The 20,444-nt window shown below is 73.2% G+C and carries 21 protein-coding genes; 9 read left to right on the top strand and 12 right to left on the bottom strand.

The window, feature by feature from the left end; translation table 11 throughout:
• Positions 1–108: 108 nt before the first annotated feature.
• Complete coding sequence (locus tag OG386_RS37510) at positions 109–1,377, bottom strand: ROK family protein (protein WP_328791809.1); 1,269 nt, start codon at positions 1,375–1,377, stop codon at positions 109–111.
• Positions 1,378–1,420: 43 nt separating this feature from the next.
• The gene (locus OG386_RS37505) at positions 1,421–2,080 is read right to left on the bottom strand and encodes an alpha-ketoglutarate-dependent dioxygenase AlkB family protein (protein WP_328791808.1); all 660 of its coding nucleotides are present in this window, start codon (positions 2,078–2,080) and stop codon (positions 1,421–1,423) included.
• A 39-nt stretch (positions 2,081–2,119) separates the two neighbouring features.
• Between OG386_RS37505 and OG386_RS37500 the strand changes: the two genes are divergently transcribed.
• The 3 genes from OG386_RS37500 (at position 2,120) to OG386_RS37485 (ending at position 4,404) form a co-directional block, all read left to right on the top strand.
• The gene (locus OG386_RS37500) at positions 2,120–2,863 is read left to right on the top strand and encodes a maleylpyruvate isomerase family mycothiol-dependent enzyme (RefSeq protein ID WP_328791807.1); all 744 of its coding nucleotides are present in this window, start codon (positions 2,120–2,122) and stop codon (positions 2,861–2,863) included.
• A 51-nt stretch (positions 2,864–2,914) separates the two neighbouring features.
• A complete protein-coding gene (locus OG386_RS37495) occupies positions 2,915–3,166 on the top strand; it encodes a DUF6332 family protein (RefSeq protein ID WP_328791806.1) in 252 nt (83 codons plus the stop codon).
• A 557-nt stretch (positions 3,167–3,723) separates the two neighbouring features.
• On the top strand, positions 3,724–4,404 hold the full coding sequence (locus tag OG386_RS37485) for a hypothetical protein (protein ID WP_328791805.1): 681 nt from the start codon (positions 3,724–3,726) through the stop codon (positions 4,402–4,404).
• Between the two features lie 46 nt (positions 4,405–4,450).
• Here the strand turns inward: OG386_RS37485 and OG386_RS37480 are convergent, their stop codons facing one another.
• Together OG386_RS37480 and OG386_RS37475 are read right to left on the bottom strand one after the other, a co-directional pair.
• Entirely contained in the window at positions 4,451–5,800 is a 1,350-nt protein-coding gene (locus tag OG386_RS37480) for an MFS transporter (protein WP_328791804.1), read from the bottom strand.
• On the bottom strand, positions 5,797–6,285 hold the full coding sequence (locus tag OG386_RS37475; RefSeq protein ID WP_328791803.1) for a MarR family winged helix-turn-helix transcriptional regulator: 489 nt from the start codon (positions 6,283–6,285) through the stop codon (positions 5,797–5,799). The genes OG386_RS37480 and OG386_RS37475 overlap by 4 nt, the downstream gene beginning before the upstream one ends.
• Positions 6,286–6,355: 70 nt before the next feature.
• Here OG386_RS37475 and OG386_RS37470 point away from each other — a divergent pair, with 70 nt between their 5' ends.
• Complete coding sequence (locus OG386_RS37470; protein WP_328791802.1) at positions 6,356–7,030, top strand: SMI1/KNR4 family protein; 675 nt, start codon at positions 6,356–6,358, stop codon at positions 7,028–7,030.
• Positions 7,031–7,174: 144 nt separating this feature from the next.
• Here the strand turns inward: OG386_RS37470 and OG386_RS37465 are convergent, their stop codons facing one another.
• The 3 genes from OG386_RS37465 to OG386_RS37455 all read right to left on the bottom strand — a co-directional run bounded on the left by OG386_RS37465 (position 7,175) and on the right by OG386_RS37455 (position 9,517).
• Positions 7,175–7,573, bottom strand: coding sequence for a hypothetical protein (locus OG386_RS37465; RefSeq protein ID WP_328793500.1), 399 nt, complete (start codon positions 7,571–7,573; stop codon positions 7,175–7,177).
• 123 nt (positions 7,574–7,696) lie between these two features.
• Entirely contained in the window at positions 7,697–8,641 is a 945-nt protein-coding gene (locus OG386_RS37460) for a spherulation-specific family 4 protein (protein ID WP_328791801.1), read from the bottom strand.
• 177 nt (positions 8,642–8,818) lie between these two features.
• Positions 8,819–9,517 (bottom strand): TetR/AcrR family transcriptional regulator, encoded by a 699-nt coding sequence (locus OG386_RS37455; RefSeq protein WP_328791800.1) that lies wholly within the window; start codon positions 9,515–9,517, stop codon positions 8,819–8,821.
• 157 nt (positions 9,518–9,674) lie between these two features.
• Between OG386_RS37455 and OG386_RS37450 the strand changes: the two genes are divergently transcribed.
• On the top strand, positions 9,675–10,133 hold the full coding sequence (locus tag OG386_RS37450) for a nitroreductase/quinone reductase family protein (protein WP_327386977.1): 459 nt from the start codon (positions 9,675–9,677) through the stop codon (positions 10,131–10,133).
• 112 nt (positions 10,134–10,245) lie between these two features.
• Here the strand turns inward: OG386_RS37450 and OG386_RS37445 are convergent, their stop codons facing one another.
• Positions 10,246–10,608: a hypothetical protein gene (locus OG386_RS37445; protein ID WP_328791799.1), complete on the bottom strand. Its 363-nt coding sequence runs from the start codon at positions 10,606–10,608 to the stop codon at positions 10,246–10,248.
• Positions 10,609–10,679: 71 nt separating this feature from the next.
• Entirely contained in the window at positions 10,680–11,894 is a 1,215-nt protein-coding gene (locus OG386_RS37440) for a geranylgeranyl reductase family protein (protein WP_328793499.1), read from the bottom strand.
• A gap of 319 nt (positions 11,895–12,213) precedes the next feature.
• Here OG386_RS37440 and OG386_RS37435 point away from each other — a divergent pair, with 319 nt between their 5' ends.
• Positions 12,214–13,578 carry a dipeptidase gene (locus OG386_RS37435; protein ID WP_328791798.1) on the top strand — a complete coding sequence of 455 codons (1,365 nt, stop codon included), beginning with the start codon at positions 12,214–12,216 and terminating at the stop codon, positions 13,576–13,578.
• Between the two features lie 120 nt (positions 13,579–13,698).
• Positions 13,699–14,400: an MBL fold metallo-hydrolase gene (locus OG386_RS37430; RefSeq protein ID WP_328791797.1), complete on the top strand. Its 702-nt coding sequence runs from the start codon at positions 13,699–13,701 to the stop codon at positions 14,398–14,400.
• Between the two features lie 47 nt (positions 14,401–14,447).
• Here the strand turns inward: OG386_RS37430 and OG386_RS37425 are convergent, their stop codons facing one another.
• Positions 14,448–15,605 (bottom strand): FAD-dependent monooxygenase, encoded by a 1,158-nt coding sequence (locus OG386_RS37425; RefSeq protein ID WP_328793498.1) that lies wholly within the window; start codon positions 15,603–15,605, stop codon positions 14,448–14,450.
• Between the two features lie 92 nt (positions 15,606–15,697).
• Here OG386_RS37425 and OG386_RS37420 point away from each other — a divergent pair, with 92 nt between their 5' ends.
• Positions 15,698–16,279, top strand: a complete 582-nt coding sequence (locus OG386_RS37420) for a TetR/AcrR family transcriptional regulator (RefSeq protein WP_328791796.1) — start codon at positions 15,698–15,700, stop codon at positions 16,277–16,279.
• A 41-nt stretch (positions 16,280–16,320) separates the two neighbouring features.
• Here OG386_RS37420 and OG386_RS37415 read toward each other — a convergent pair whose 3' ends face one another.
• Positions 16,321–17,358, bottom strand: a complete 1,038-nt coding sequence (locus OG386_RS37415; protein ID WP_328791795.1) for an NUDIX hydrolase — start codon at positions 17,356–17,358, stop codon at positions 16,321–16,323.
• Between the two features lie 189 nt (positions 17,359–17,547).
• Here OG386_RS37415 and OG386_RS37410 point away from each other — a divergent pair, with 189 nt between their 5' ends.
• Positions 17,548–18,534 carry a LacI family DNA-binding transcriptional regulator gene (locus tag OG386_RS37410; protein WP_328793497.1) on the top strand — a complete coding sequence of 329 codons (987 nt, stop codon included), beginning with the start codon at positions 17,548–17,550 and terminating at the stop codon, positions 18,532–18,534.
• A gap of 451 nt (positions 18,535–18,985) precedes the next feature.
• Here the strand turns inward: OG386_RS37410 and OG386_RS37405 are convergent, their stop codons facing one another.
• On the bottom strand, positions 18,986–20,284 hold the full coding sequence (locus tag OG386_RS37405; protein WP_328791794.1) for a DUF6986 family protein: 1,299 nt from the start codon (positions 20,282–20,284) through the stop codon (positions 18,986–18,988).
• Positions 20,285–20,444: the final 160 nt, after the last annotated feature.

Here is a 20,444-nt window from a genome sequence, read left to right as displayed (position 1 = left end):
CACGACGACCCAGCACGACGGCCCGGACCCGAACGGCCCGGACAGCCGGACGGCCCGGACAGCCCGGACACGACGGCCCTGTCCGGCCGGGGACCGCTCGGACAGCGCTTAGGCCAGGGCTCCCAGCGGGTCGTCGAGCACCGGCTGCCACGCCAGTTCCGCCGCGCCGACCAGGCTGTTGTGGTCCAGGGTGCACGGCAGGATCGGCACCCCGCCGCTGCGCCCCCACAGGCTGCGGTCCGCGACCACCGCGCGCAGCCGCTCCGGGTCGGCGTACAGCAGCTCCCGGTGCAGCCCGCCCAGGATGATCCGGTCCGGGTTGAGGATGTTCACCAGGCCCGCGAGGCCGAGCCCGAGCCGGTCGATCAGCTCTTCCGTGGCCGCCCGTACCGCCGGTTCCGCGGGCTCGTCGCGCAGCAGGTCGCGGGCCTGCTGGAGCAGCGACACCTCGGGGCCGGGGCTGCGGCCCGCTGCGGTGAGGAAGGCCAGCGGGTCCGCCTCCACGTCCAGGCAGCCGCGGCCGCCGCAGTGGCAGGCGCGTCCCTCGGGATTCACGGTGAGGTGGCCGACCTCCAGGGCCAGGCCCGAACTCCCGCTGTGCAGGCGGCCGTCCAGCACCAGCGCCCCGCCGACCCCGCGGTGCCCGGTGGCCACGCACAGCAAGTGCTGGGCGCTGCGCCCCGCGCCGTGCCGGTGCTCGGCCAGGGCCGCGAGGTTGACGTCGTTGCCCGTCAGGGCCGGACCGTCGATCCCGGCCGCCTTCACGCACTCCGCGAAGATGGCCCGTACCGGAGAGCCGGCCGGCCAGGCCAGGTGCAGCGGGTTCAGCGCCGTACCGTCCGGTTCCGCGACCGCCGAGGGGACCGCGAGACCCGCCCCGACGCAGCGGCGGCCGCTCTGCTCGAGCAGCTCCGCGCCCGCCTCCACGACCGCGCCGAGCACTTGCGCCGGATCGGCGGAGACGATGACCTTGCCGGGAGCGGTGGCCACGATCCGGCCGCCGAGGCCGACCAGAGCGGCGCGGAAGCCGTCCGAGTGCACCTGGGCGGCCAGCGCCACCGGGCCGTCCTCGGCCACCGAGAGCCGGTGCGAGGGGCGGCCCTGGGCTCCGCCGGTCCCCCCGGCTCCGCCCGGGCGGGAATCGACGCGGATCAGCCCGAGGGCCTCCAGCTCGGCGGCGACCGCTCCGGCGGTGGCACGGGTGACCCCGAGCTCGGCCGTCAGCACGGCGCGGGTCGGGGCACGGCCGGTGTGGACGAGCTCCAGCGCCGGCCCGAGCGCGCCGCGCCCCCGTTCCAGCCTGGTCCGCGCAGCCGCGCCGGAAGCGGATGGCGCGGTCACATCCCCCACCCGCGGCGGGGCCCCGTTGCCGTTCATGGCATCGATCCTCGCATGATCGGAGGGTCCCGGGTGCCGCCGCTCAGTCGAGCCCGCCGACCCGGAGTGTGATGTTCAGCCGCCCGGTCAGCCCGAGCTCGCGCGGGCCCGTGCCCGGCAGGACCTTCGGCACCCCGTGATGGGCCAGCCGGCTCTCCTCGCCGAAGACGAAGAGGTCCCCGCTGCGCAGCTCGACGTCCCGGTACGGGCGCCCGCGCGAGGCGGTGTTCCCGAAGCGGAAGACGCAGGTGTCGCCGAGGCTGAACGAGACCACCGGCGCCGGTGACCTCTCCTCGGCGTCGCGGTGCATGCCCATGCGGGAATCGCCGGCGTAGAAGTTGATCAGCGCAATGTCGTAGGCCGCCCCGGGCCCGGACGGCGGCGGGTCCCCGTACGCGGCGGTCACCGCCTCCCGCCCCAGCTCGGCGAGCCACGGCGGCATCGGTTTGACCGGCGCCCCGTCGCCGTCGACGACGGTGCGCGCGTACCCGTACGGGTACCAGTGCAGGCCGAGGCACACCTGGCGGGCGGTCATCACCCCACCGCCCGGGGTGCGTACGGTGCGCAGGCCGGCGGGCGGTCGGGCCCATGCGCGGCAGGCCGCCAGCAACTCGCCCTGGCGCCGCGCCCCGAGCCAGTCCGGCACGTGAACGGCACCGGGAGCGATCACGGTCCGCTCGCGCGGAAAGAGTTCCCCGTCCATGCTCTCCATTGTCACGGGCCGGCTGATAGGACTCAGGGTATGGAGATCACCGAACATGTGAAGACCCTCGCCCGCGAGGGCGAGCTGCTCGCCGAGGTGGCCGAACGCGCCGGTACGGATTCCGCGGTCCCCACCTGCCCGGGGTGGCGGGTCACCGACCTGCTGCGGCACACCGGCTCGGTGCACCGTTGGGCCACCGCGTACGTCGCGGAGCGGCGGCTGGAGCCGGTGGGCTTCCCGGACGCGCCGGAGCTGGTCGGCGGCGAGCTGCTGGCCTGGTTCCGGGAGGGCCATGCGGATCTGGTGCGGACCCTGCACGAGGCGCCGGCCGACGTGCAGTGCTGGACCTTCCTGCCCACCGCCCCGCCCTCGCCGGTGGCGTTCTGGGCCCGGCGGCAGGCGCACGAGACCGCCGTGCACCGAATGGACGCGGAGGCCGCGCTCGGCGTGCTGTTCTCCGCGGTGGAGCCGGAGTTCGCGGAGGACGGGGTGGACGAGCTGCTGACCGGCTTCCACGCCCGGCCGCGCAGCCGGGTGCGGACCGCCGAGCCCAAGGTGGTGCGGGTGCGGGCCGCCGACACGGGCGCGGTGTGGACCGTACACCTGTCGGCGGCGCCGGCCCGTACGGTACGGGGCGACACGGGCGAGGTGGCCGACTGTGAACTGACCGGCGAGGCGGCCTGGCTGTACGCGGCGCTCTGGAACCGGACTCCGGTGGCGGGGCCGGGGGTGACGGGCGACCCGGCACTGGCCCGGCTGTGGACGGAGACGGCCGGAATCTGAACGGCGGGCGGGGGGCTTGTGACGGACCATGCACGCTGTGACACTGCACGCATGGAGCGACGTACGCAGGCGGACCGGGACGCGATCACCATCGAGATCGGCTACGCCTTGGTCAGCGCCTGCTTCGCGGCCGCCCTCGCCTTCGGCGCGGTGTACGGGTCCGTGCTGGTGTTCTCCCCCTCCCCGTCGACGCGCCGGATCCTGGCCGTGGCGGGCGGGATCCTGGCGGCGGCGGTGTTCCTGCTCCGGGTCACCCACGTGCTGCTGGGATTCGCCCGCCGTCCGGAGAACGACGGGCGCTGACCACGGGCACGCCGGGGCGGGGGCGGGGCGGGGCGCCCGATCGCCTTGGTACGGGGGCGGGACGTTCCGCGGGCATCGCGTCGTCCGTCGTGCTGGACCGGGCTCGGGCCGGGTGGGACGTGGCCTGACCAGTGACCACACCGCCGGCGACCTGCCGTACGGGGCGGACAAAGGCGTGATGGACCGGATCACGACGGCCGCCGCCCGCGAGCTCGCCCACCCGGGAGTGACCTGCAACGCCATCGATCCCGGACCGGCCGACACCGGGTGGACGACCGAGGGGCAGAAGGCGGACCTGATCCGTTCCACTCCCCCGGGGCGCCTCGGTGTGCCGCAGGACGCGCGCGTCTCGTCACGTTCCTCTGCTCCGCCGAGGGGGGTGGATCAACGCCCAGCTGCTCCGCAGCGACTGCGGCCTGGGCTGAGCGAGCGGCGAGCGAGGCGTTCCACCGCTGGCGGCCGGCCGCCCACGGCCGACGCGGGCACCGGGGACGCCTCGCGTCAGGGGCAGCAGCCGGGGGCGTCCGGATGTCAGAGGCATCCGCTTTGATGAGCGGATGACCGTCTACGACGTAGCCCGCCGGCTTCCCGCCATCGCCGATCTGCGGGACCTGTGCCGCTCACTTGCGATGCTCGATGCGATCCTGAGTCCGGACTGGGAAAGCCGGTACTACTCCTTCAACGCGGCTTGGGCCGTCGGCGAGGAGATGGCCTCGATGCGCGATGGATCGGGAGACGCGTACTCCATCGTGTTTTCGGCAGCCGGAGGTTACATCCGCGGCTTCGGCCATGAAACGGCGATGAACCCGTACGGCAACGGTGGTGCGCCTTGGCCGGGAGTGATCGACGAAGTCCCCGAGGCCTTTCGGCCCTTCGTGGAAGAGCCTGCGTTCACCGACGAGGACGGCGTCCCCGTCATCACAGCCTGCTTGTGGCGGGGTGCGGCCGACGATCAGTGGCGGCACGGGTCGATCGAGTTTCCCGCGGGTCGTACCGATCCTGATGGGACGACAGCGCTGTTCACGCTCCTGGTGGACCGATCGCCACAAGCGTTCCAGCGCTTCGCCGAGGACTACTACGAGGTCCCCGTGGATCTGGGGGCGGTGAGCGATGTGTATGCGTTGCGCCCGTTGGACCAGGAACTCGTATCGTCGCTGAACGCAGCGGTCGCCCTGGCGGATCTGGCCCGGGACGTCTCCGAAATCGGCTATCCGCAGCCCGCCGGACGGCCGGTCTGACACCTGCACCGGTTCCGGGGGCTCCCGTGCGCGGCTTGCGGGCCGGTCACGCGGACCTCTGGTCTGCAGCGAGGGAGGCCTCGCCGTCTCGGCGGGCACCTGCCGCAACCTGACCGGCGGCCGCCGGCGCTTCGACGACTCCGGGAGCGGCCGGCTTCGCGGCGACGGAGGGCGTGCGGTAGGCGCGAAGGGGTGCGTTGGTCGCGGCCACGGCGGCGATCGCCATGACGGCGGACAGTCCGCCGAGGACCAGGGAGAAGGGGGCGGAGGTGGCGGACGCCACCAGGCCACCTCGGAAGTTGCCGAGCTCGGGACCGGCGACACCGATGACGTGTTCGACCGAGGAGACCCGCCCCCGGTACGCGTCCGGGGTCTCCTGTTGGACCAGGGCGCTGCGGGTGACGACGGACACGGTGTCGGCAGCGCCCGCCACGGCCAGGCAGCCGAGCGCCAGCCACAACGGCTCCGCCAGCCCGAAACAGGCCAGCGCCAGGCCCCAGACGCAGGCTGCGGACAGCTGTACGAGGCCGCCGCGGCGCCAGCGCGTCACCGTGCCGGAGAGCAGACCGGCCGTGATTCCCCCGACCGCGACGGCCGAGAGGAACAAGCCGAGGGTCCGCGGGTTCCCCCCGAAGCGGATCTCGTTGACCAAGGGGAAGAGCGCGATGGGCATGGCGAGCAGCGTGGTGGACAGGTCGGTGGCCATCGCGCCCCACAGCGTCGGGCGGCGCAGGACGATCCGCCAACCGCCGCGCTCCGGCCGGCGTCTGCCGCCTGCCGCGCCGGTGCCTTCGGGCCGCATGGCAGGCAGGCGGATCACCGCGAGCATCGAGACCGCCGTGGCCGTCGCCTGGACGGCGTACGCGGCAGGGAAATCCCAGCGGGCGATGATCAGCCCGGCGATCGCGGGCCCGGCCAGCATCGCCGCCTGGAAGGAGATGTTGGTCAGCGCAAGACCGGCCGCGACCTGGTCGGCCGGCAACAGCCGGACCGGGAGGGTGCGCCGGGCAGGAGCGCCGAGAGCGCTGCAACCGGTCCCGACGGCGACCAGGGCGAGCAACAGGAGCACGCTGTGGTTGTTCGCCAGGGCCTGGGCACACAGCCCTGCGGCGGCCAGCACCTGGCCCGCCGTGGTGGCCCGCAGCACCGCACGGCGGTCAACGGCATCGGCCAGCGTGCCGCCGAACAACCCGAACAGCACCATCGGCAGGCCGGTGGCGAGCCCGATGGCTCCGGTACCCACGGGACTGCCGGTCAGGTCCCAGACCTGGGCCAGCACCGCCACATTGGCCATCTGCTGGCCGAGTTGAGAAACCGAGGTACCGATCCACAGGTCGCGAAACGCCTGACTGCTGCGCAGCGGGCGGGTGTCGAGCAACCGGATGCGCACCCTCATTGCGGTGGCTCGACGAGGTGGTGGAGGATCCGCTGCCGCATCGACCGGCGTTCCAAGGCGCGACGCACCTCCTCGACGACGGCGGTCATCGCGTACGGGACCTCGCCGTCCAGCTCGGCGACCGTCGCATGGGTGGCGCGCCATTCCGCCTCCAGGAACGGCACCAGCGACCTGCCCCGCTCGGTCAGGTCGATGCGCCGGGTGCGGGCGTCGGGCCCCGGCTCGGAGGTGACCAGATCCTCCTTGCGCATGGCGGCGATGGTCTGGCTGATCGCGGAGTGCGAGCGGTCCAGGGACTTCGCCAGCTCGCGAATGGTCAGCGGTCCGGTGTGGGCGAGCCGGATGAGCGGATAGGCGAACCGGGGCCGCACCCCCGCGATGCCGCGTTCCACGTAGACCTGCTCGATCTCGGCGTCCATGGCTGCCAGGAGCGTGTGCAGGGAACGCCAGGGATCGGGTAGCGCGGTGGGATCCGTAGAAGTCACAGCGCTAATATAACAGCGCTGCGATGATCTGGGATCGCGATCCGACGGCGGGCCGGTAGGGTCGGGCGCCATGACCGACTGGACCGGGGTGCGCGATCGGGTTCTTGCTCTGGCCGCGGCGCCGGGCAAGGACGAGGTGTTCGGGGCGGGGGCGCACGGCTTTGCGCTCGATGACCCTCTCACCGCCGCCGAAGTGGCCGACCTCGAGGCGTGGCTGGACGTTGATCTGCCCGAGGACTACCGCTCGTTCCTCCTGCAGGTCGGAGCTGGCGGAGCCGGTCCGTCCTACGGCATCCTCCCGGTGCGGCGGGAGGGGTCTACGGGCTGGCGGTGGGTCGGCGAGCTCCTCGAGGAGGTCGAGCCGGGCATGTTCGCCGAGCTCTTTCCGGGAGGTGCGGATCCGGCGGCAACGGTGGGGATCCTGGCCGAGCGGCCGCTGAAGGAGGAGTTAGAGGACCTCGCCGATCTCGACGCGGCCCTTGAGGCGTGGGAGGAGCGTCTGGGCGAGGTGCAGTACGATCCGCGCCGCACGGCCGGGGCGCTCGGCCTGTGTGACGAGGGCTGCGGGCTGATGGTCTGGCTGGTCGTCACCGGATCGGAGCGCGGCCGGATGTGGCGTGATCCGCGTTGCAACGGCGAGGACCTCCATCCGGTGCTCGACACCGGCGGCTTTCCTCTGGACTTCGCCGGTTGGTACCTCGGCTGGCTCGCAGCCGCCGAGGCCGACTGCGGCCCGGACCGGTGACATGGAGCTGCTGACGGTCTCGGAAACGCGCGACCCGACGCTGCCGCCCGGTTGGAGGACCTCCCTCGGCGGCGTCGAGCTCGGCTGCCCGCCGGCGTGATCCACCGGCGGTGCCGACCAGGCCGCCGGAAGGCCGACAGCCGCTCACACGGGGTCCGCCGAGCCCCGTCTGTCCTCCACGTGGACGACATGGAGTTCGATGCCGTCCTGATGGCGCTTGGAACGTCCGTACAACCCGACGGCGATGTCCGACGCGTCCACGAGCTCATCAGGGCCGACATAGGTGAGGACGTCGTGGTGGTGCCCGATGACGGCCCAGCCCTCGGCGTCCTCGAGGTCGATCACCCTGAAGTCTCCTGCCGGAGATCCGGCACGTGCCGGGCCGAACTCCTTCAGGATCCCCGCGGCTTGGGCAGCGAGCTCGCCCTCCGGAGCGGTCAGCACGACACAGGTGCCGTGCTCGAACAGCACCCACGACTTGTGCGGGTCGGCGAGAAGCCGCTGCCAGACGTCTATCAGCATCTCGGTGTTCACGGCGGACATCATGCCGCAGAGCACTGACAGGGTGCCGATCGACCGCCGTCATGGCGGGCGAAGGGCTCGCGAACGTGCGGACCTGCCGGTCACCACCCCCACGGAGCCCGCGGGTTCGCCGCCCCTTCGCCCTCAGCCGAGGGTGGCCGCGTACGTGGTCTGGGTGCGGTACTTCCATGTCGGGCCCGCGTTCCACGGGTTGGGCATGACCGTGCTGGTCGCGTACGCGTAGCCCGCGCCGCGGGCGAAGGCCGTGCGCAGGGTGGCGCGCATCGCCTCGGGGTCGGGGACGTCGTGGACCAGGTGCCAGAACGCCGTTCCGCTCGGGTCGAGTTCGGTGCCGGAACGGTAGCCGGAGGGGTGGTCGAAGACGTTGCCGCCGAGCCAGCCGGCGCCGGTGTACGCGGCGTACGTGTCCTCGAACGTGACGAAGACGTCCGCGGTGCGGTGACCCGGCTCCAGGTAGCAGTCGGCTATGGCGGTGCCGGGGTTGTTGACGACGAGGTCGGGGGCGGCCGGGTCGGCGGCGCCGATGGCGTCCTGGACGTAGCGGCGCAGCTCGGCGTAGTAGTCGCGGGTGGAGTTGGCGGGGCCGCAGTCGCGGCTGACGACGTCGAAGAAGATGCCGTCGACGTGGAGACGGCCGTCGGGGGTCTTGAGGTAGTTGTCGACGGAGGCCTTGGCCGCGGCGATGTCGCGGTTGCCGTGATCGGTGTGGACGTAGCCGAGCACCCGGGTCTTCTCGCCGGTGGAGGTGGTGCGGGCGCGCAGCGCGTCGGCGCGGGCCCGCCAGGGGCCGTCGAACGGGGAGTCGCCGTTGCCCGGGTTCAGCACGACCACGGAGGGGGCCGGAGCGGTGGCGGTGAGGTCGGTCAGCATGAGGTCGTTCGCCCAGACGTACGCGGGGACGCCGATCTCCAGGCCCCGCACGCCCGGCGTCCGGGGGGTGGGGAGCGGGTCGGGCACCGGGGCGGCCGGCCGGGGCACGTCACGTGCCGCGGCGATGATGGCGGGCGCCGACGCGGCCAACAAGGCAGTGACCAGGGCGGCGTACAAGGCCTTCACGGCGCGGGGCATGAACGTTTCCTCCGGCGGCGGCAGGGGGCGACCCGAGGAACACTAGACGGGCGGCCCATCGTTCAAGGCTGAACCGCCCGCATTCACATGGGGAACAGGAGAGCGAGCCATCCCCTCATCATGTGAACTTCCTGGAACTCCTGGATCTTCACAACGGTCCGCGCCTCCGCCCTCCCGTCATACGGCCGGCAGTCCGACCCCGTGCGCCAGCTGGTCGGCGGCGTGCGCGAAGAAGGCGGCGCGGTCCTCGACGACCCGATTGAACTGGCCGAACAGTTCGAAGGACACCAGCCCGACCAACTGGGCCCAGGCGGCGACCAGAGCGGCGGTGACCGCCGGGGGCAGGCCCTCGGCGAAGTCGGCGGTCATCCGGTCGGCCTCGGAGCGCAGGGCGGGCGGCAGCGGCGGGAGGGCGAGGCCGGGGCCCTCGTACGCGGCGCGGAGGATGCCGATGAAGACGTTGGCGACGCGAGAGGCCGGGCCCACGGTGTCCATGGGGGCGCTGTAGCCGGGGACCGGGGAACCGTAGATGAGGGCGTACTCGTGCGGGTGCTCCAGCGCCCAGGAGCGGACGGCCTCGCAGACCGCGATCCAGCGGGCGCGAGGCGGGGCCCCTGCGGCGCGCGCGCGGGCGTCGACCACCTCGGCGGCCGCGCCAATGCTGTCGTACGCGTCGATGATGAGGGCGGTGAGCAGTTCGTCCCGACTGGGGAAGTATCGGTAGAGGGCGGAGGAGACCATGCCCAGCTCGCGGGCGACGGCGCGCAGGGAGAGCTTGGCGGCACCCTCGGCCCCGAGCATGCGGCGCGCCTCGTCCTTGATGGCGGCGGTGACCTCGATGCGGGCCCGCTCCCTGGCCCCTCGCACGGTGTTCATGCGGGTCAGTCTGCCACGCGAACGGAGCACTGCCCAGGAAACAGATCGCCGCTCCATTTCGAGAGCACTGCTCTTGTTTTGGCGCGCCGATCCGTGCACACTGCTCTCAAGCGAGAGTAGTGCTCTCCCATTGAAGAAAGCGGCCCCGGAGGTCACGATGAACGCGCCCACCCCGTACTACGTCCAGGCCACCCCGTTCGAGACCCGCTTCAACTCGCTCTTCGGCAAGCTGGCCCGCTTCGGCATCAGCCTGGCGGGCACCGCCGAGCTGTCGGTGCGCGGCCGCAAGTCCGGCGAGATGCAGCGGATCCCGGTCAACCCGCACACCTACGAGGGCGCCCAGTACCTGGTCTCGGCCCGCGGCCACTCCCAGTGGGTCCGCAACATGCGGGTGGCGGGCGGCGGCGAGCTGCGCGTGGGGCGCAAGGTGCGCGCGTTCACCGTCACCGAGATCACCGACCCGGTGCAGAAGGCCGACATCATGCGCGCCTACCTGGAGAAGTGGGGCTGGGAGGTCAACCGGTTCTTCCAGGGCGTCACGGCCAAGTCCTCCGACGCCGAACTGCAGGCGGCCGCCGGCGACCACCCCGTCTTCCGGATCACGGTGTCCGGCTGACCCATGACCGGCTGGCCCGTATCCGGCTGACCCGTGACCGGCTGGCTCGTGACCGCCGCGGTGGAAGGCGGGCGCCCGGACGGCAACCGCCCCGCCCGTACCGGTCGGCCACTCAGTCGAACGGCCGGCGCATCCGCTCCACCAGCCGCTCCCACAGGTGGTGCCGCCACAGCCAGAGCGGCAGCCCCCGGTGCGGCACGAAGGACCACAGGTCGTCGTCGGCCTCGTTGCCGCGGGGGCAGCCCCGCAGCAGTTCCAGACAGCGCCGGTCCACCGTGCGGTGGAGCCGGGCGACGTGGGCCAGGGCGATGACCCCCTGCCGGCGGACCTCCCGGTCCGCCGACTCCAGCGCCCTCGCCACCACGGGGAGCACGGCCTCGGGGTCGGCGTGGTGGACGGCGAGCCCGATCACCGCCACCCCGGCCTTCGGCTCGCCGCGCCGGAACGCCGCGAGGACGACCTCCGGCCGGTCCACCGCGAGGAGGTTCGAGCCGCCCCGCCAGTCGAGGCCGTCGGCCGTACCTCCGCCCCCGCGGACGACGCCCTCTAGCCCTTGCCGCCGCTGCTGCTGCTGCGTGCGGCTGCCGCCGCCTGCCGGGCGTCCATCACGTGCAGCGCCTTGCGGGCCAACGGGTACGTACGCACCAGCTCGGCCAGCGTCGTCGAGCCCCGCGTGATCCGGGCGAAGGCCCGCCACGCCGGACCGAAACCGGTGATCGCCGCGTGCAGCATCCGCGGCCGCACCTCGAAGAGGTTCAGCATCCGCTTGCCGACCCCCATCTCCACGCCCAGCCCGGCCTTCACCGCGAAGGCGTAGTTGAGCGCCTGGCGGCGCGCGTCCACGGCGTCCTGCGCCTCGGAGATCTTCACCGCCCACTCCCCCGCCAGCCGCCCGGAACGCAGCGCGAAGGAGATGCCCTCCCGGGTCCACGGCTCCAACAGTCCGGCCGCGTCGCCCGCCACCAGCACCCGGCCCCGCGAGAGCGGCGAATCGGGCTTGCGGCAGCGGGTCAGGTGCCCGGAGGAGACGTCCGGTTCGAAGCCGGCGAGTCCGAGCCGGGCGATGAAGTCGTCCAGGTAGCGCTTGGTCGCGGCGCCCTCGCCCTTGGCCGAAATGACCCCGACGGTCAGGGTGTCGCCCTTGGGGAAGACCCAGCCGTAACTGCCGGGCAGCGGGCCCCAGTCGATCAGGACCCGCCCCTTCCAGTCCTCCGCGACCGTCTCGGGGACGGGGATCTCCGCCTCCAGGCCCAGGTCCACCTGGTCCATCTCCACCCCGACGTGCGCGCCGATCCGGCTCGCGCTGCCGTCCGCGCCGACCACCGCGCGGGCCAGCACGGTCTCCCCGTCGGCGAGCACCACGGCGACGGTGCGGCGGTCGGGAACGGCCGCCCCGTGCTGTTCGACGCGGGCCACGGCCGTACCCGTCCGGACGGTGGCGCCTGCCTTCTCCGCCTCGGCGACCAGGCCGGCGTCGAACTCCGGGCGGTTGATGAGCCCGAACAGCATGTGCTTCGAGCGCCGGGTGCGGGTCAGCTTCCCGTCCATCGAGAAGGTGACCGCGTGGATGCGGTCCTTGAGGGGCAGCACGAAGCCCGGGGGCAGGGCGTCGCGCGAGGGGCCGATGATGCCGCCGCCGCAGGTCTTGTAGCGGGGCAGCTCGGCCTTCTCCAACAGCAGGACGCGCCGCCCGGCCGTCGCCGCCGCGTACGCGGCCGAGGACCCGGCGGGTCCCGCCCCGACCACGACCACGTCCCACACCTCTGCGCTCTCCCCGGCCGCCCCGTCGCCCGCCCGCTGGGCGTCCTGCCCCGTGCCCGTGCCCTCGCCTGCGCCTGCACTCGCGCCTGCGTCCATGCCTGCGCCTGCGTCTGCGTCGCGTACGTCGTCGCTGCTCACGATGTGTTGCTGCTCCTGATCACCCGGTTGCTCCGATGCCGGGGAAATCCTACGGCGAGACACCGCCCCGTTCCGCTGTGCGAGGATCAAGACTGCCTTTAGCCGTACCCGGCATACGCACACCCCGCGGATGCGGGCGGCGTACACGGAGAACAACGTCGCACCCAAAAGGAGCGTGCCCATGTCCCAGAATCCGATCGCCGAGACCATCGCCTCGCTGATGCCCCGCGCCAAGCAGGAGCTGACCGAGCTGGTGGCCTTCCAGTCGGTGGCGGACTGGGCGCAGTTCCCCAAGAGCGAGAGCGAGGCCGCCGCGAACTGGGTGGCCGACGCCCTGCGCGTCGAGGGCTTCCAGGACGTGGCGCTGCTCGACACCCCCGACGGCACCCAGTCGGTCTACGGCTTCCTGCCCGGCCCCGAGGGCGCGCCGACCGTGCTGCTCTACGCGCACTACGACGTCCAGCCGCCGCTCGACGACGCGGCCTGGACCTCCCCCGCCTTCGAACTGACCGAGCGCGACGGCCGCTGGTACGGGCGCGGCTCGGCCGACTGCAAGGGCGGGTTCATCATGCACCTGCTGGCGCTGCGCGCGCTGAAGGCCAACGGCGGCGTGCCCGTGAGCGTGAAGGTGATCGTCGAGGGCTCGGAGGAGCAGGGCACCGGCGGCCTCCAGCAGTACGCCGAGGCACACCCGGAGCTGCTGACCGCCGACACCATCGTCATCGGCGACGCGGGCAACTTCCGCCTCGGCCTGCCGACGGTGACGGCCACCCTGCGCGGCATGTGCCTGGTCAAGGTGAAGATCGACACGCTGGGCGGCAACCTGCACTCGGGCATGTTCGGCGGCGCCGCCCCCGACGCGCTGGCCGCGCTGATCCGCGTACTCGACTCGCTGCGCGCGGCGGACGGTTCGACGACCGTGGACGGGCTGGCTTCGGACGAGGTGTGGGACGGCCTGCAGTACCCGGAGGCGGACTTCCGCGCCGACGCGAAGGTCCTGGACGGTGTCGAGCTCATCGGCGAGGGCACGATCGCGGACCGGCTGTGGGCCCGCCCGGCCGTCACGGTCCTCGGCATCGACTGCCCCCCGGTGATCGGCGCGACGCCGTCGGTGCACGCGAGCGCCGGCGCCCTGATCAGCCTGCGGGTGCCGCCGGGCGTGGACACCGGCGCGGCCGTCAAGCTGCTGCAGGCCCACCTGGAGGCGCACACCCCGTGGCAGGCGCGCCTCGAGCTGGAGGTCGTCGGCCAGGGCCAGCCGTTCCGGGCGGACACCGACAGCCCGGCGTACGCGTCGATGCGCGCGGCCCTGGAAGCCGCCTACCCCGGCCAGGAGATGCAGATCAGCGGCATGGGCGGGTCGATCCCGCTGTGCAACACGCTGACGTCCCTGTACCCGGAGGCGGAGATGCTGCTGATCGGGCTGAGCGAGCCGGAGGCGCAGATCCACGCGGTCAACGAGAGCGTGTCGCCGCAGGAGCTGGAGCGCCTGTCGGTGGCGGAGGCCCTCTTCCTCGTCAACTACGCGGAGTCCAAGCGCGCCTGACCCCTGGGGGGTGTCTTGGCGACCGCATCGTGTACGCCCGGGGGGCAGTGCGCTCTGGGCGTACTTCGCTCCTGGTGAATCCGCCCGCACACGGCGGGCGGACGGTCGTACGTTCGCCGTATGGATCTTGTCGAAGTACTGCCGAACCGGCTCCACATGCTCCGCTTCCCCATCGGCCAGGCCTATCTCTGGCAGGACGGTGAAGCCCTCACCCTGATCGACGCGGGCCATGCCGGATCCGCCGACCGGATCGAGCAGGCGATCCGGTCCCTCGGGCTGGCGCCCGAGCGGCTGGAGCGGATCGTCCTCACGCACTGCCATGGCGACCACGTCGGGGCGGCGGGTGAGCTCGCCGCCCGCTGGGGTGCGCGGGTGCTGGCGCACCGCCTGGACGCGCCGGTGATCCGGGGCGAGCGGCCGGTGCCCGAACCGGTGCTGCTGGACTGGGAGATACCGCTATACGCGCACGCTCTGACCGTCCCCGAGGCACCGCCCACCCGGGTCGACCACGAGGTGGAGGACGGGGAGGCGCTGGGCTTCGGGGACGGGGCGTACGTCGTCCACGCCCCCGGCCACACCGACGGCAGCATCGGGATCCACCTTCCGCGCCACGGCGTCCTCTTCACGGGTGACTGCGTCGCCGCCGTCGGCCCGCTGATGCTGGGCGTCTTCAACGTGGACCGCGCCCGGGCGATCGCCGCCTTCCAGCGCCTGGCCGCGCTCGCCCCGTCGATCGCCTGCTTCGGCCATGGCGACCCGTTGACGGAGAACACGGCGGAGGCCCTCGCCAAGACGGCGCAGGAGGCGGCCGCGTCCGGCTGAGGTCCGCCTCCGGGGGCCGCCCGCACGCTCCCGGCGGGCCCCGAGGGTCAGCCCAGCCCCGGTGGTTCCCAGGCGTGGTGCCGGAGGATCATGCGCACGGCGGTCCGGGAGGGAGTCAGCCTCACGGCCGTGTTGCGCAGGGCGACGGCCAGCGGATGGGCGAGCTGATGGCCCATCCGTCCGGCTTGTCGTGCGGCGTCGGCGACCGCCTGGCTGCGCGGCCGGCGTTCGGCGTCGTAGCGGACGAGCGCGGCCTCGACGGTGGGTTCGGTGGTGAGCGCGGCGGCCAGGGTGACCGCGTCCTCCAGCGCCTGGCAGGCACCCTGCCCGAGGTTCGGGGTCATCGCGTGCGCCGCGTCGCCGAGCAGCCCGATCCGGCCGACCGCGTACGACGGGAGCGGTGTGCGGAGTTCGCCGATGTCGTGGTGGAGCACGTCCTCGGGCCGGGTGGCGTCGAGCAGGGCGGGGATCGGGTCGTGCCAGTGATGGAACCGCCGGTGCAGTTCGGCCAGCGGGTCGGCGAACCGCGTCCCGGCGGGGAGGGCGAGGACCGCGTGCCACTCGGCCCGGCCGTCGGGGAAGGCGATGTGCCCGAACTCGGCGCCGCGCCCCCAGGTCAGCTCGAAGTCGGTGCGCAGGGCGATGGGGTGCGCGGTGACGGCGCGCAGCACCGCGGAGCCGCTGTGGACCGGTCCCGGGTGGGCCGGGAAGAGGCGGCCGCGGATCTTGCTGCCGATGCCGTCGGCCGCCACCACGAGGTCGGCGTCCAGGGGCGTGCCGCCCCGGTCGACCCGGACGGTCCCGGGGCTGACCTGCGTGACGGGTCCCGCCTCGGCGCCGGTGAGCAGCGTCCCGGCGGGCAGGGCCGCGCGCAGCAGCCGGTGCAGGGTGGAGCGGGGGATGCCCATGATCGGCGTGCCCACGGCCCGCTCCAGCTCCGCGCCGTCCATCCGGGCCAGCCAACCGCCCCCGGGCGTGCGGGTGCCACCGGTGTACTGGCCTCGGGAGGCTTCCCGCACCGCCTCGCCGACGCCGAGTGCGTCCAGTGCCCGTAGGCCGTTGGCGGCCAGCGAGATGCCCGCTCCCGCGTCGTCCAGCACGCCGGCGCGCTCGACGACCGTCACCTCCCAGCCGATGCGGCGCAGCCCGATCGCGGCGGCCAGCCCGCCGATGCCCCCTCCGACGACCACTGCCGTACGGCCCATGTCGAACCCCACCCCTTCTACACCTGTAGAAGATCGACCCTACCCGAGCCGACACCGGGTTACTACAGGTGTAGAAAGAGACCATGGGAACCATGGCTACCGATCGGCGCACCCTCCTCGCGGACGCGGCTCTCGACGTACTCGCCGACGAGGGCATGCGCGGCCTGACCCACCGCGCGGTCGACCGCCGGGCGGCCGTGCCGCCCGGCACCACGTCGGCGTACTACCGCACCCGGGCCGCGCTGCTCACGGCGCTGGTGACCCGGCTCGTCCACCTCGATCAGGCGGAACTGCAGGCGACGGCCGCGCAGTTCCCGCTCCCGCGCACCGCCGGGGAACTGGTGGACGGCATGGTGGTGCTCACCCGCCGCCGGCTCACCGGAGAGGGCCGCCGCCGCTCGCTCGCCCGGTACGCCTGCACCGTGGAGAGCGTGCGCGACCCGGAGCTGCGCGAGATCCTCGTACCGCGCGAGAACGCCGGCCGCGGAGCCGTCCGGCTGTTCCTCGCCGGGCACGGCGTGCGCGTGACGGACGTCGAGAACCGCACCCACACCATGCTGACCTGCATCGACGGGCTGGTCTTCGACCGGCTGGTGGGCGGCGGCGAGGTGCCGCGCGAGGCCCTCGAAGGCCTCGTCGTCGCCGCCCTGCGTCCGTCGGAGCAGTCGGAGTAGCCGGGGCGGGCGGGACGGGTGGGGCGGACGGCTCGGCCGGATCAGCCGGTGGGGACGCCCGCCTCCAGGTAGAGGGGGCGGCCGCGTTCGCGGGCGCGCAGGGCCCAGCGCAGGCGTTCGTAGCGGTGCTGCGGGAGCATGCCGGCGGCCTCGGCCTCCGTGACGAAGCGCCAGGCCCGCAGTTCCGGGCCGGGCAGCCGGAGCCGGGCCGTCGCCTCGGCCGAGAGGCGACCTCCGTCGAAGAGCAGGCGCAGCCCGCCGTAGCCGGGCGGCTGGGGCGGCTCCCAGTCGACCACCAGCAGCCCGGGCGCCCGTTCCAGTACGACGCCCACTTCCTCCGCGACCTCCCGTACGCCCGCGGCCGCGGGTGCCTCGCCCGCTTCGACGACTCCGCCCGGGAACTCCCAGCCCGCCTTGTACGTCGGATCCACCAGCAGCACCCGGTCCTGCTCGTCGAAGAGCAGCACCCCGGCCGCCACCGTCTCCCGGGTGGGCTCCGGGGTCTGCACGATGTCGCAGACCTTCGCCGTCTCCGAACGGACGGCCTCGGCTATGCGCTCCGCCGTCTCCCGCGGGGTCAGCACCCCGTTGTCGATGACGTGCGCGTCGCCGGTCAGCCAGCCGAGGGCCTGCTGGTAGACCGGGATGTGGTCGTACGCCCACTGGCGGACCCGGAGGTCGACCTCCGCGGGCTCCCCGAGCTCCTGCCGTGTCGCGATCCGCTCCCGCAGGATCGTTTCCGCAGGAGCCAGCAACACGTGCCGCACCGGGATCCGACGGGCCGCCAGCCCGCCGAAGATCTCGTCCCGGTACTCCTGGCGCAGCAGCGTCATCGGAACGACGAGCACCCCGCCCAGTTCGGCGAGCATCGCCGCGGCCGTGTCCACCACCAACCGCCGCCAGCTCGGGAGGTCCTGATAGTCGGTGACCTCGGCCAGTCGTTTGGGCGGTAGCAGCACGCGCAGCGCGTCGCCGATGAACTCCGGGTCGAACAGGGTGCTGTCCGGCAGGATTCCGGTCAGTTCGCGGGCCGTGCTGGTCTTTCCGGCGCTGAATGTGCCGTTGATCCAGACAATCACGTCTACCCCTCTCCCCATGGCTCGTCCGGAGCCCCCAGTGGCTTGCCCGCCCCAGCCTGCCACGAAAACCTCACGATCGGCCCAGTGCTTATCCTCAAGGTCACAGCCCCGCCCGTGAGCCCCGGAGGATTCGCCACCGTGCCCCACAACCGCCGCCCGTCCGAGCCCCGCTACGGCAACCGGCCGACCATGAAGGACGTGGCGTCCCAGGCGGGCGTCGGCCTGAAGACGGTGTCGCGCGTGGTCAACGGTGAGCCGGGAGTGACCCCCGAGACCGAGCGACGGGTCCAGCAGGCCATCGAGGCCCTCGGCTTCCGCCGCAACGACAGTGCCCGCGTGCTGCGCAAGGGCCGTACCGCCACGGTGGGCCTGATCCTGGAGGATCTCGCCGATCCCTTCTACGGCCCGCTGAACCGGGCGGTGGAGGAGGTGGCCCGCGCGCACGGGGCGCTGCTCATCAACGGCTCCAGCGCCGAAGACCCGGACCGGGAGCGGGAGTTGGCGCTCGCGCTGTGCGCCCGCCGGGTGGACGGGCTGATCGTGATCCCGGCCGGGGACGACCACCGCTATCTGGAGCCGGAGATGCGGGCCGGCGTGTCCACGGTGTTCGTGGACCGCCCGGCCGGGCGGATCGACGCGGACGTGGTGCTGTCGGACAACTTCGGCGGCGCGCGGAACGGGGTGGCCCACCTGATCGCGGGCGGCCACCGCCGGATCGGTTTCATCGGCGACCAACCCCGTATCCACACGGTGGCGGAGCGGCTGCGCGGCTACCGCGCGGCGATGACGGACGCGGGCCTGCCGGTGGCTCAGTCCTGGGTCTCGCTCGGATCCACGGCCCCGGAACGGGTCGCGGCGGCGGCCGCGGCGATGCTCACGGGCCCGGACCCGGTGACCGCCGTCTTCGCCGGCAACAACCGGGTGACGGTGACCGTGGTGCGGGTCCTCGCGGCGCACGGCCGGCCGGTGGCACTGGTCGGCTTCGACGACTTCGAGCTGGCCGATCTGCTCCGTCCGGGCGTGACGGTGGTCGCCCAGGACCCGGCGGCCCTGGGCCGGGTGGCCACGGACCGCCTGTTCCAGCGCCTGGCCGGCGCGGACCTGACCCCGTGCCGCATCGAACTCTCGACCCGGCTGATCGCCCGGGGCTCGGGCGAACTCGCCCCGGCCGACTGACCCGTCACCCCCGTGGAGCCCTCGCCGGGCGGCGAGCGCGTGTACGCGCCGCGCTGCCCGGGACGCATCCGCTGCCGGACGAAGGGCCGTGCGGACCGGAGTTCCCGTCGGAGCTCGGCCCCGCGGCCCTGTGGACGCGGGACGGGCGCGACGGCCCCCGAGCCGCCCGGTCGCCCGGTCGCCCGGTCTCCCGGTCTCTCCGGGCAGGCGTGTGGCGTTCACCCCCGACGGCCGACCGTTCGCCAGCGCCGGTGCGGACGGCGCCGTGCGGTCGTGGGACGCCCACGAGGGCGGGGCCTCCGCGTGCCTGCCGCCGACGGGGCACACCGGCGCCGCCCGAGGCGTCGCCTTCGCTCCCGACGGGAGCCTGCGGTTCTGGGTGCTGCCGGGCCCGCACGCGGCGGCGGCCCGGCCCCGGTGGTCCGGGGCCGGGCCGCTCGTGGTGCCGGGATCAGTTGGTGGCCGTCAGGGTGGCCGAGCGGCGCGGGATGGCGAAGGCGTCCAGTTCCGCGCGGGTCAGGCCGGTGAGGGCGGTGACCTCGTCGGTGCCCACCGCGCCGCAGTCGAGCCCGCGGACCAGGTAGCCGGCCAGGGCCTTGGCGGTGGCCGGCTCGTCCATCACGTCGCCCTCGATCTTGGCCACGTACGCCTTCAGGCGCGCGGCGGCGGCCTCCAGGCCCTCGCGGTAGAAGGTGAAGACGGCCGCGTAGCGGGTCGGCAGGTGCGCCGGGTGCATGTCCCAGCCCTGGTAGTAGGCGCGGGCCAGGGCACGGCGGGTCAGGCCGTAGTGCAGCTTCCAGGCCTCGTGGACGTGCTCGGTGGTGCCGATCGGCAGGACGTTGGTCGAGCCGTCGGAGACGCGTACGCCGGTGCCGGCGGCCGCGACCTGCATGATCGCCTTCGCGTGGTCGGCGGCGGGGTGGTCGCTCGACTGGTACGCGGCGGATACGCCGACGCAGGCGCTGTAGTCGAAGGTGCCGTAGTGCAGGCCGGTGGCGCGGCCCTTGGAGGCTTCGATCATCCGGGCGACCGTGGCGGTGCCGTCGGAGGCGACGATGGACTGGCTGGTCTCGATCTGGATCTCGAAGCCGATCCGGCCCGGGCGCAGGCCCCGGGTGGTCTCGAAGGCCTCCAACAGCTTGACGAAGGCGCTGACCTGCTCGGCGTAGGTGACCTTCGGAAGGGTCAGGACGAGGCCCTCGGGGAGGCCGCCGTGCTCCAGCAGGCCGGAGAGGAAGATGTCCGTGGTGCGGATGCCGCGGTCGCGGACGTTGGACTCCATGCACTTCATGCGGATGCCCATGTACGGCGCGTTGGTGCCGTTGGAGAAGGCCTCCGAGACGAGGCGGGCGGCGCGGGCCGCGGCCTGGTCCTCCTCCTCGTCGGAGCGGACGCCGAAGCCGTCCTCGAAGTCGACGCGGAGGTCCTCGACGGGCTCGCTGCGCAGCTTGGCGCGGACCCGGTCGTAGACGGGTACGGCCAGCTCGTCGGAGATGCCGAGCACCTTGGCGAAGGTGGCGGCGTCCGGGGCGTGCTCGTCGAGCGCGGCGAGGGCCTGGTCGCCCCAGGAGCGGATGGTGTCCGCGGCGAAGACGTCACCGGGTACGTAGACCGTGTGGATGGGCTGCCGGGTGCCGGGGTCGCCCGGGTAGTGGCGCGCGAGTTCCGCGTCCACCGGCGCGAGGGAGGCGCTGATGCCCTCGCTGACCGCGCCTGCGAGGCTCGTCGCCACCTTCTCCTGCTGACCCATCGTGCACTCTCCTCTTTTCCACTTCACGGAAGCTTAGATCCGCATAGCAGAATTTAGTCACGGGGTTCCGCTCCGTCAATGGTCCCCCTGCCGTCCTGGACAAACGACTCGGGGCCACGCGGTGACAAACACCACACGGCCCCGGAGCCGGAGAGTACGC

Origin of the sequence: Streptomyces sp. NBC_00273, assembly GCF_036178145.1 — a bacterium.
GTDB lineage: Bacteria > Actinomycetota > Actinomycetes > Streptomycetales > Streptomycetaceae > Streptomyces.
The sequence above is the reverse complement of the archived record's forward strand: the minus strand, read 5'-3'. Positions and strand labels throughout refer to the sequence as shown.